This is a genomic window from Agriterribacter sp., assembly GCF_035445465.1.
GTDB lineage: Bacteria > Bacteroidota > Bacteroidia > Chitinophagales > Chitinophagaceae > Agriterribacter.
Window position 1 is genome coordinate 1 of sequence record NZ_DAOMQT010000083.1, and the last position, 11853, is coordinate 11853.

Annotated in this window: 10 protein-coding genes; 7 read left to right on the top strand and 3 right to left on the bottom strand. The window is 43.7% G+C overall.

Annotated features, from left to right (window positions below; translation table 11 throughout):
• Positions 1–39: 39 nt before the first annotated feature.
• From PLE34_RS20630 to PLE34_RS20640, 3 genes are all read left to right on the top strand, one after another.
• A complete protein-coding gene (locus PLE34_RS20630) occupies positions 40–534 on the top strand; it encodes an MBL fold metallo-hydrolase (protein WP_324560143.1) in 495 nt (164 codons plus the stop codon).
• Between the two features lie 550 nt (positions 535–1084).
• Positions 1085–1711, top strand: coding sequence for a c-type cytochrome (locus PLE34_RS20635; RefSeq protein ID WP_324560145.1), 627 nt, complete (start codon positions 1085–1087; stop codon positions 1709–1711).
• A 194-nt stretch (positions 1712–1905) separates the two neighbouring features.
• Positions 1906–4257 (top strand): TonB-dependent receptor, encoded by a 2352-nt coding sequence (locus PLE34_RS20640; RefSeq protein WP_324560147.1) that lies wholly within the window; start codon positions 1906–1908, stop codon positions 4255–4257.
• Positions 4258–4271: 14 nt separating this feature from the next.
• Here the strand turns inward: PLE34_RS20640 and PLE34_RS20645 are convergent, their stop codons facing one another.
• Together PLE34_RS20645 and PLE34_RS20650 are read right to left on the bottom strand one after the other, a co-directional pair.
• Positions 4272–5345: a sterol desaturase family protein gene (locus tag PLE34_RS20645; protein WP_324560148.1), complete on the bottom strand. Its 1074-nt coding sequence runs from the start codon at positions 5343–5345 to the stop codon at positions 4272–4274.
• 77 nt (positions 5346–5422) lie between these two features.
• On the bottom strand, positions 5423–6037 hold the full coding sequence (locus PLE34_RS20650; protein WP_324560150.1) for a DUF6134 family protein: 615 nt from the start codon (positions 6035–6037) through the stop codon (positions 5423–5425).
• Positions 6038–6274: 237 nt separating this feature from the next.
• Between PLE34_RS20650 and PLE34_RS20655 the strand changes: the two genes are divergently transcribed.
• The 4 genes from PLE34_RS20655 (at position 6275) to PLE34_RS20670 (ending at position 10635) form a co-directional block, all read left to right on the top strand.
• Entirely contained in the window at positions 6275–7297 is a 1023-nt protein-coding gene (locus PLE34_RS20655) for a helix-turn-helix domain-containing protein (protein ID WP_324560152.1), read from the top strand.
• A gap of 150 nt (positions 7298–7447) precedes the next feature.
• Positions 7448–8425 (top strand): FtsH protease activity modulator HflK, encoded by a 978-nt coding sequence (gene hflK / locus PLE34_RS20660; RefSeq protein ID WP_324560154.1) that lies wholly within the window; start codon positions 7448–7450, stop codon positions 8423–8425.
• A 52-nt stretch (positions 8426–8477) separates the two neighbouring features.
• Positions 8478–9416, top strand: a complete 939-nt coding sequence (gene hflC, locus PLE34_RS20665; protein WP_324560156.1) for a protease modulator HflC — start codon at positions 8478–8480, stop codon at positions 9414–9416.
• Positions 9417–9429: 13 nt separating this feature from the next.
• Positions 9430–10635, top strand: coding sequence for an exo-beta-N-acetylmuramidase NamZ family protein (locus PLE34_RS20670; RefSeq protein ID WP_324560158.1), 1206 nt, complete (start codon positions 9430–9432; stop codon positions 10633–10635).
• A 408-nt stretch (positions 10636–11043) separates the two neighbouring features.
• On the opposite strand, the gene PLE34_RS20675 is transcribed toward PLE34_RS20670, so the two are convergent.
• Positions 11044–11607, bottom strand: a complete 564-nt coding sequence (locus PLE34_RS20675) for an REP-associated tyrosine transposase (RefSeq protein ID WP_502875900.1) — start codon at positions 11605–11607, stop codon at positions 11044–11046.
• Positions 11608–11853: the final 246 nt, after the last annotated feature.

An 11853-nucleotide genomic window follows, 5' to 3' on the forward strand; every position in this document is an offset into this window, starting at 1 on the left:
TACTAAATTATATAGTACTTTCATGCCTTTACGAATTAAATGCCTAATCCTATTTCCGGATTTGAACGAGCTGCTCATACAGATGACCATGGAGTTTGGTTACTTACTAATGAAAAAGTGGCACATCTTCCTGACCTGGTGAATCCGGATCAGCCTCCATTCTGGAACTTTGCCGGATCAGAAAACTTTACATATTATGAAAGCAATGTAAAACAACTGGGCGAACTGAAATGGGATTATTTACACGGAGGACATGGAAACATAGGTTCAAGTGCAGACATCAAGTTCTACCAGGAGTTTCTTGGTGACTTTAAAGCTGCCATAGGTAAAGCATTGGGTGAAATTGCATTTGGATCTGGCGTAGATGCCAAAACAATTAATGCCCACACTGTATACCTGCCTACCTGGTTGGATTTGATAGCGAAAAATGTAACCGATGCCCTCCGGCCAAAATACGGTAAATACTATGGGTTTGAACATGCCACGCCTAGCAATGCCCGAATGGCAGCTATGTCCATGTTCTCTTATCAATAATCAACTTTGGGGGCTGAAGCCAATGCTCAAACTACTACATTTGTTTGAGGCATTGGCTTTTGTCTTTTATATAATTGAGTCGCGCCGGGGTCTTCATGAAAAGCCATTGCGGGCAGCTATGAGCCCCCGGCGCTGGGAAACCCTGTCACTAAAAAAATTAAATAATTGCCTTATTCGCCGGGGATCTCACGCTTCACACAGTTGCCGGGCTGTGAAAACCCCGTCGGGAAGACGTATGCATCACCCGGCCACAAGCATCAACAAGGGCAGGAAATACGCTGTTAAGACAAAAAGTACTGGTTTGATTTTTTATCCTTACCACCATTGTATAATCCGGAAATTTGCATTAAGTTTATGTCCAACATTTTTTTCTGCTATATCCTGCTACTATCTCTGCGCCTCAAAAAAGAACTGCTCTGCTGAACAAGGTGATTCCTGATGTTGTATTGTATACGCTGATCCTTTTTATACCCTTTTGAACGATTGCAGGTTTAACATTATCCAACCCTGAGGTGTCGCTGTATTTTTCGTTTACAATAAAACCCCTTTTATGCGTAAGTTCTATTCATCCGTTTGTACAGGCCTGGCATTGGCCTCAGTCCTTTTTATCCAATGTAATGAAACCCAACAGGGCGAACCGATTGCCGCACCAAACATGATGGCAGAAAAGGAAAATTTCGGCGGTTATGAAACCCAGGTCGAATGGGGCGAACACCTCGTTACGATCGGCGGTTGCAATGATTGCCACACGCCCAAGAAAATGACAGCCATGGGCCCGGTTGATGATACTGCTTTGTTTTTATCCGGGCATCCTGAAAAATTACCTGCGCCGGATGTAAACCGGGAAGAAACAGAAAGTAAAGGACTTGTGGTAACCTCGGATTTCACTGCATGGATTGGCCCGTGGGGAATTTCCTACTCCGCCAACCTCACACCCGATGAAACAGGTACGGGTAAGTGGACGGAAAGCCAGTTTCTGTATGCTATTAAAAACAGCATTAGCAAGGGGATCCAGGGATCAAGATCGCTGTTGCCACCCATGTCAATGATGCCTGTTAAGCATATGACCGATGATGAGCTGAAGGCGATATTTGCTTACCTGAAAACAATCAATCCCATTAAAAACCTTTCCGTTCAGCCTACGCCGCCGGCGTTAGCTGCGAAGAAATCGTCATGATATTTATGATTTTATAGGATTCGCGCCGGGGTCTCACGCTCTGCACAATTGCCGGGCTGTGAAGACTCCGTAGGGAAAGAATATCCCCGTGGGTATACCGTTTTCGGGCTTTTACTAAATGAATATGCTGATTAATAAATTATCCCTGAATGCATGTTTATATTATTGTATATTACTGTTAAACTCCGGGTACAATGGGTAAAACAATCTTCTTCATTTGCATTGCCGGTGTCAGTTGTTCTGTATCACTTGCGCAAACGCTTACCCAAACCATTAAAGGAACAGTAATAGATAAAGATTCGCGTCGCATGCTGGCCGGGGCTACGGTTGCTGTTGCCGGTGATAGCCTTCATCACGCCGTTGTTACCAATGAATCGGGCAGCTTCGTTTTAACAAAAGTTCCTGTAGGGCGAAGGAGCATACAATGCAGCTACAGCGGTTACGAAGATTTTGTTACAGATCAAATTATTGTGAGCAGTGCGAAAGAACTGGAACTTGTTATTGAACTGGTGCAACACTATGTGCAACAGTCGGAAATTGTAGTAAAAGCCTCCGCCAATCCCAAGCTTCCGGTTAACAAACTGGCGGTGGTCAGCACACGGTCATTTACACCCGAGGAAACACAGCGTTATGCTGCCAGTGTAAATGACCCCAGCCGTATGGCAATGAGCTTTCCGGGTGTGCAGCCGGTACGCGATGCAAGAAGTGATATTATTATCAGAGGTAATTCCGCGTCAACCATGCTCTGGCGGCTGGAAGGCATTGACATCCCCAACCCCAATCACTTTGCCCGCAAGGGTTCCAGCGGCGGAGGCATTACGGTTTTCAGCAGCAGCATGCTTAACAATTCCGATTTTTCTACCGGGGGCTTCCCGGCAGAATACGGCAACGCATTATCAGGAGTATTTGATATGCAGTTTCGCAAAGGGAGCAGCGATAAAAATCAATATACTTTTAAGGCCAGCCTCATTGGAATTGATTTCTCAGCGGAAGGTCCGCTTCAAAGCGGCAGGAGTTCTTACCTCGTTAATTACCGTTACTCAACCCTGGGCATTTTAAATTCGCTGGGCTTCCATCTTACCGGTGAAAGGGAAACCAATACCTTTCAGGATATTGCCTTTAACCTTAATTTCCCTTCAAAAAACAATCGCTCGGTTTTTAATGTTTGGGGTATTGGCGGTTTAAGTAAAGAAGACTATTCGGCTGTAGAAAATGTGGCAGACTGGAATGAATACGACGACTACGCCATCTATGATTTTAAGACGAATATGGGCGCTGCAGGTATTGGGCATAGCTTACAGTTGGGGAAAAATGGATTATTAAAAACTTCGGTTGCTGTTATGGGACAGAGGATCAGTTTTGTAGATGATACCCTCAATACTTCCGGGACGCCCTATACCGTCAACGACGAATTGTACAATAATGATCGCCTCTCTTTTGCCATTTATTACCATACCAAACTGGGTGCGGCCTTTAGCTGGAAAACCGGTGGATTTGTGAGCCGTATTGGATATGCGTTAACACAAAGTGTATATGATTTTGCTGCCGCAACCTATCGCAAAAATATAATCGATGGGGAAGGAAATACCTGGCAGTGGCAACCTTATACACAATTTAGCTGGCGACCGGTTACCAACCTCACCATCAACGCGGGGCTACATTACCTGTACCTGTCGCTGAATAAAACCGGTTCGGCAGAACCGCGGGTAAGCATGCAATATAAATTCCACCCCAGTCACACCCTTAGTTTTGCAACGGGTATATACGGTGAAACACTGCCACTTGGTTCTTATTTTTATAGAGGGCCCAACAACAGTCTGCCTAATATAGATCTTGATATTATGCATTCCGCTCATTTCATTTTGGCCTATGATGCATTGTTAAAAAAAAGCTGGAGGTTGCATGCAGAAGTATACCTGCAAAAACTTTCGCGCATACCGGTAGTGAACGACTTGAACCGCACTTTTTGGTTATTGAATATGGTTGAAGGTTACGCTAATGAAGCGCTGGTGAGCAAGGGCAAAGGGAAGAATACCGGTATTGATATTACTATTGAAAAATTCTTTTCAAGGGGATTGTTTGTTTTGGGAGGATGCTCAGTATTCAATTCTACTTACAGTCCGTTGAATGGCAAAACATACAGCACGCAGTACAATAGCCGTACAGCAGGTTCGCTTACTGCCGGGCGTGAGTGGAAATGGAAGAAGGAGCGCACGTTTACCGTGGGTGGAAAAATACTTTACAACGGTGGGGTACCTATAACACCCTTACTGGCAGGTGCAACATTTAATTCAAGGAAGCCTGTGCTTGATGAGGCGCGGCCGTTCAGTCAAACCGTGCCTCCCTATTTCAGAGCAGATACCAGAATTACATTGCGGAAAAACAAAAAGAAAACTGCCTGGATGATATCGCTCGATATACAAAACATCCTGGGCATAAAAAATACAGATGGTTTGAGTTATCGCTTCGATCCTTCCACCAATCAATGGGTGTATAAAAAATTATCGGGGTTTGTGCCCGTAATCGGCTACCAACTGGAGTTTTAAGCGCCAATATGCAATTAAACTGATCTTTCATTACCAGTCTGTAAAGCCATCGGAGCAGGCTGCTCCTGTGGCATGATGCCCGGATCGTTTGCTGTATTTCGGATTGCGGTTCCGTTGTTTTCTTTGCTGTGCTTTTGCACCGCGGCCGAATGTGCACAGCTACCCCGCAGCGTGCATGTTTTGCATGTGTTTTTTTTACCTTCAGCTTGTACGCCCGGATGAGCAACGTGTGGCTGGCATCGTGCAGATACAGCGCTCACCGGCTTACTCCATCCCGGCGGTCTGAATAAATAGCTGATATAGTCACCGAAGCTCCGGGAATGCCGCAGGTCGGCGAACAGGCGCTTCCATTCAAAAAAAGTAATTACAAATGGGTTTTGCGAGGGTATATTCTTTGTGAGACCATAGGTTGGTTTACGGATCTCATCCTGGTATGTACCAAAAATCCGGTCCCATATCATTAAGGTGCCGCCATGGTTTTTGTCTATGTATTCCCTGTCGCTGCCATGATGTACCCGATGATGGGAGGGGGTATTGAATATGAATTCTACCCAGCGGGGTAAGCGTTTAATGGTTTCTGTATGGAGGCTGAACTGGTACATTACATTAATGGATTTCAGGAACAGGACCATAGCGGGAGAAAACCCAACCAGGGGCATCCACATCCAGAAAATGAAAGTGCCGGAAAGATGGCCTGTCCATGGCTGCCGGAAAGCCACGGTATAAGAAAAATGTTCTCCGGAGTGATGCACCATATGCGATGCCCATAAAAACCTCACCTGATGGCTGAGCCTGTGAAACCAGTAATAGGTGAAATCTTCTGCCAAGAAACCCGGTATAAAGGTTAACCATAAGTTGTCCGGAAGACTCCATATCCTGTATTCATACGCAATACTATAAGCAAAGAGATTTACGCTCTTTGTAACAGGTGACAAAATCAGGAATCCCAATCCAAGCCAAAGGCTGCCCAACTCCTGGCCTTTTGGTTTTGCGTGATGCTTCTCTTTCACAAGCACCATCCATTCAATGCCTGCCAGCAATAATAATGCTGGCAGTGCCTTTAACAAAATGTTCGTATCAAAATGCATACAATCAGCTTTATGAGTTAAAAAATATGATCACGAATGGTTCGGATGGCTTATTCCCGCTCACCGGTCGTTTCGCTTTATTCCGTGGTTAAAATAAATTCCAATGTGTAGAAATTGTGATGCGCAACAACTCTTGAGCAAATGCCATTGGTATAGTAAAAAAAACTCTTGTTCCCGTCTGGCATAGTAATTTTGAAAGAATGATTACCGAGCGGGGATAGCTTCACCATTTGCTGGTGGTTATCGGAAAAGACTTCAGTAATAGCAACCGGTTCCTCAAAATGCATTCCCAGTATAGTGCTATAAACAGGTTGCATAGCCGTTGCCTTTTTCTTTTCATCCTCTATCTTTATATAACCAGGCATTGCACGATAGATTTGCCTGGTCACTTTTGTTTTTCCGTTGATCTCTCTTTTAACCCATGCGTGCATCAGGATGCCGTTGGCAAAGGTTTCCTGATGTGTTTCGTGTATGTCAAACATCAAAAGCAGCCTTTTTTTCACTTCAATGAGCATGGACAGATGCGTTTCATCTGCCGTGCTTTTTTTTTGTAAGGTCATAATGCCTATAAGCGTATTGTTTTGCATCACCCTGTATTTCAGGAATGTTTCCTGGGCATAAGTAGCAGGAGCAGCCATCAGCAGTAAAAGATGAATGAAGGAGTAAGTGCGTGCAATGAAGTATGTTTTCATGACCTGTAGTTTGAAGTATATAAGCGCACTTAAAATTACCCTGGCGCCAGTCCGGTTCATAATTGCTAATAGCCGGTAAACCACGTTTTCAAGTCAGGAAATCCTAATGCCAGTTGCTATTGAGCAAACATTGGCAGCTTTTACAATATCTGCTGAATAATTTTTATATTAGTTGTGATATTTACTAAAACTGCACAGGTTGGTTAGCAACATTTCCTAAAAATAATCCCGGGACATATGAGCAAGCTGCAAATTGATTTTTTCCAATACATTCGGGCGATTGTACCTGTAAATATTTCACTGGTAGATGAAATTGCGGAAGTGCTGGAAATAAGCAATGACAGTGCTTACAGAAGGATGCGCGGCGAAAAACTGATTTCCATAGAAGAGATACGAAAACTAAGCAATCATTTCAGGATATCGGTAGACCAGGTGCTGAGCCTGGAGAACAATTCAATTTTGTTTTCCGGTAGTCTCGTTGAACCCGACAAATTCGATTTTTTGCAATATCTCGACAATATTCATAAAACGCTTTTGTATATAACCGGGTTCAGTAAAAAAGAACTGATATGCTTCAGTAAGGACATCCCGGTTTTTTATTATTTCATGTTTCCGGAACTGGCTGCTTTTAAATTCTTTGCATGGATGAAAACTTTCCTGCAGTTTCCTGAGTATAAGTATTCAAAGTTCAGCCTGGCGGAATTTCCATCCGAATTTCTTGAGCAGGCAAAAAAAATTGCGGCCCTGGTTTGCAAAGTTCCTTTTGTAGAGATCTTAAACGTGGAGAATATCCAGATTACTTTAAGGCAGATTGAATATTATAAGGATACGGGTTTTTTCGCATCGCAGAAAGAGTACGAAACCCTTTATGATAAGTTATACGAAATGATAGACCTGATGGAGTTGCAGGCTGTTTCAGAGCGAAAGTTTATGCCGGGCCAACAACCTTTATCTTCGGGTGCACCATTGAAATTATATGTAAATGATTTTGTGCTCGGCGATAACAGTATGCTATGTGTTCTTGATGATAAACAGATGTGTATATTTCTTCACAATGTGATGAATGTGATGATGACGCAGGACGAAAGGATTTGCAATTATAGTTTTGATTTTATCCAGAACCTGATAAGTAAATCCATTCTCATCAGCGGGGTGGGAGAAAGGGAAAGATATATATTTTTCAATATGATAAGACAGCGTATTGATGCGTACCGGCAAAATGATGTGAAGACCCTGAGTAAACCGTCTCCTTACTTCTGAATAAATGGGGTTGAAAAATGATCCCATATACAAATTATGATCTGCTCAATCCTGTTGACAGTCACAATTGACTTCATCTTTCCGGTATTCTTTCGTATTTTCAACGCTTTAGTCACTATAATGGCCCTGCCATTTTTAAAATTGTTATGAATGACAGATTTCGAACAGCAAGTTGCGTATTACCGGTATTTAGCAAAGAAACACGGCAGGAAAATACTGCTTGGTGTATTTATATTGACACTGCTGCTCACATCGGTGAGAACCGTAGGACCCGAAGAGGAGGGTGTGGTGCTGAACCTGGGGCAATACAGCAGAACAGTAAACCCGGGGCTTAATTTTATTGCGCCCTTTGGTATTGAGAAAATGTACAAGATACCGGTTCAGCGGCAGCTCAAGCATGAGTTTGGCTTCAGAACAACGGGTATAAGCAGCCGTTCCCAGTATTCAGACAGCGACTTCAGTATAGAATCGTCTATGCTAAGCGGCGACCTGAATATGGCCGACGTGGAATGGGTGGTTCAATACAGGATCGAAAATTCTTTCCAATATCTTTTCAGGGTAAAAGACCCGGAACGTTCGCTAAGAGATATGGCCGAATCGGCCATGCGTAAATCCGTAGGAGACAGAACGGTTAATGAAGTGCTTACGGTTGGCCGCCAGGAAGTAGCCACCAATATGGAAGTGCTGCTGCAGAAATTGTGCGATGAGTATGAAAACGGGATCCGCATAGACCAGGTGGTACTGCAGGATGTTAATCCGCCCGCTTTGGTTAAACCATCCTTTAATGGCGTTAACCAGGCCCAGCAGGAACGTGAAACGCTCATCAACCAGGCAGAGTCGGAATATAACAGCGTAATTCCGCGGGCAAGAGGGGAAGCAAAGGAAACCATTCAACTGGCCGAAGCGTATGCGCTGAACAGGGTGAATGGCGCTACCGGGGATGCCGCCAGGTTTGAAGCCTTATACACAGAGTATATTAAGGCGCCTGATGTTACTAAAAAAAGGATTTACCTCGAAACCATGGAAAGGATATTGCCTAAAATTGGCAACAAGATAATTGTGGATGAAAAAGGAAACAATGTTTTGCCATTACTGAACCTTGGTACCAAAATAACTCTATCCAAATAATTCATAAGCGAATGAAACCGCATGGCGGTATTTCATACAAAATAAATATACAATGATCAAACCCAGACAAATTATTATAGGTGTTTTAGTTGCAGTGGTGATACTGGCCGTTTCCGGTTCTGTATTTATTCTTAATGAAACGGAACAGGCTATTGTTACCCAGTTCGGAAAGCCGGTAGGAGAGCCCCGTGTGAAGCCGGGGGTAAATCTGAAGGTGCCCTTTATACAAAAAGTACAGTTCTTCGATAAGCGTTACCTGGCCTGGGACGGTCATCCGAACCAGGTGCCTACGAAAGACAAGAAATTTATTTATGTAGATACTTATGCCCGGTGGCAGATCACCAATTCGCTGCAGTTCTTTATCCGCTTAAGGGATGAAAGATCAGCCAAGTCGAGGCTGGATGATATTCTGGATGGAGAAACCCGCAACGCGGTGGCAGCGCATGAACTGCTTGATATTGTACGTTCTTCCAACCGCAAGCCCGAGATCGGGGAAGATTTCCTGGAGCAGTTGGAAAATCTTGATTCCATTTCTGTTGGACGCGATAAAATAGAAGCCATGATCCTTAAAAAAGTAAATGAAAGAACATCCGACCTGGGGATCAGGATATTAGACTTCCGGTTCAGGAGGGTAAATTATGTTGAAGAAGTAAGGAACAGGGTATACGACAGGATGATCAGCGAAAGGAACAGGATTGCCGAACAGTTCAAATCTGAAGGGCAGGGGGAAGCGCTGAAAATACGGGGAAATAAAGAGCTTGACCTGGCTGAAATTCAGTCGTCGGCTATTAAAGACGCACAGGTGATCAGGGGAAAGGCGGATGCAAGCGCCACATCTATTTATGCCGGTGCGTATAATAAAAGTGCCCAGTCCAGGGAATTATACAGCTTTGTGAAATCCATGGAAACGCTGGAAAGATCGTTAGACAGTCAGACCACTGTTGTATTAACTACCGATAACGAGCTGTTTAAATTTTTGAAAAAACCCTGATCAAAACGATAACGTGAAATTGTTAGCTACGCTTATTTTAGGGTTAACTGTATGTTTTGGATTTGAAAGACATACAACCGCTCCATCCGGAAAAGAAATTATTACAGGCGCCGATCAGACGGAGAAGTATCTTAATTATCTGGAAGGGAAACGGGTGGCCGTTATAGCCAACCCAACTACGATCATCGGGAAAAAACACCTGGTAGATAGCCTGCAACGCCTTGGTATCAATATCGTGAAAGTGTTTGGCCCTGAACATGGGTTTCGGGGTAATGCCAGTGCCGGTGAAAAAGTGAAGGATGAAAAAGACCCGGCGACGGGCATTCCTGTTATTTCATTATACGGAACCAAAAACAAGCCGGATAAGGAAGATATGGCGGATGTGGATATCCTGGTTTACGACCTGCAGGATGTAGGCGTTCGCTTTTATACCAACATTAATGCCCTGGTAAGACTAATGGAAGCCTGTGTGGAAAACAATAAAGAAATGCTGATTCTTGACAGGCCCAACCCGAATGCATATCTTATTGATGGGCCGGTATTAGACATGGAGCATAAGTCGGGTATAGGTATGTTTCCGCTGCCCATGTCGCACGGGTTAACCGTTGGTGAATTTGCACAGATGGCTAATGGCGAAGGCTGGCTGGCCAATAAAGCAAAGTGTAAGCTGAAAATAATTCCCGTGGCCAACTACAGTCATGACAAGTCTTACATACTACCTGTAAAACCTTCTCCCAACCTCAATACCCAGCAGGCTATTTTATTATATCCCTCTACCTGCATGTTTGAGGGCGTGTATGTAAATCATGGCAGGGGCACCCTGTATCCCTTTACTATATTGGGTAGTCCTGAACTGAAGGGGAAATATACCTTTTCCTACACGCCAAAACCGATAAAGGGGATGGCGGAAACTCCTTTATTTATGAATGAGGTTTGTTATGGTCTGGATCTTCGCAACTATGACGTAGCGCAGTTGCGCAAAACGGGTAAGATCAATTTACAGTGGATCATGGAGCTATATAAAGCCCATCCCAACAAAGAAAAGTTCTTCAACTCCAGGCTCAGCAATCAAATGGGTAAAATTGAAAACCTGATCGGCAATAGCCTGTTCCGCCAGCAGGTCATTAACGGAGTATCGGAAGAAGAAATCCGTAAAAGCTGGGAGCCAGGTTTGAGCCGGTATAAGGAAATGCGTAAGAAATATTTGCTATACCCATAAGGTTGGTAATTTTGATCCGCATGGGGGTCTTTTCATCGAAAGGATATTGTGGGATAGTCATGAGACCCTGGCGCTGCACGATTCACCTGAGTTTCACTCTTCTTACAGTTGCCGGACTGTGAAGACCCCATTGGGAAGAAAATTAAGCTTCGCACCGGGGTCTTCATCAAAAGCCGTTGTGGGTTAGCTATGAGACCCTGGCGCTGCACGATTCGCCGGGGTCTCACGCTTCACACAGTTGCCCGACTGTAAAGACCCCATCGGGAAGAAAATTAAGCTTCGCACCGGGGTCTTCATCAAAAGCCGTTGTGGGTTAGCTATGAGACCCTGGCGCTGCACGATTCGCCGGGGTCTCACGCTTCACACAGTTGCCAGACTGTGAAGACCTCATCGGGAAGAAAACACCTCTCATACATCCTTATAATGCAATGGCATAAAATGTTTAAGCTTGTTTAATTCATAAAATGCGGCACTGCTGTGTTCATAATCTGTATAATTACGCACTAATCGCCATTTCCCACTTACCGGGTTATAATGGATGTAGTCTATTTTTTGATGTAAAAATTTATCCGAGAAAATAGGTTTGGCGTCAAAACTATTTTTGAATACTTTATGCAATTGTCCTTTCTTCTTTTCTCTTTCGGTAACAGATTCAGATAGCAGTTGTAGTATCGTGTTTTCTTCTTTTTCCTCCAGTCTGCTAATCATTTCATACGCCATAAACCGCTTCCCATTAGATATTATTGTATTGAGATTAAAGCCGGCTTCTTTAAAGTATAGTATACAATGCATGTGGTTGGGCATAATTACATAGGCAATTATTTCACTATTACATTTGTTTCTTAGTATTGAGAACCAATCATACACCAAATCATAGGATTGGGTAATTTTAAATAAATGCAACCACTTATAGCATGTGAATGTACAGAAGTATGTACTGTATACATTAGAGTGTTTATAGCGAATAGCCATCGGTAGTGTTTTTCTATAGATGATCCCTAAAATTAAGTAATTTTCCTGTTCGCCGGGGTCTCGCTTTCCGCACAATTGCCAGGCTGTGAAGACCCCGTCGGGAAGAAATTGGGACAAGGAATTGCCTGCGACCCTGAAAGGGTCATAGATTTATAGCACAATAGTATTACCGAACCCTGAAGGGAGTGACACAACAGGCGATGCTATGAAATACCAAAGCTTGTAAACAAAAAATCAGCGGTATGA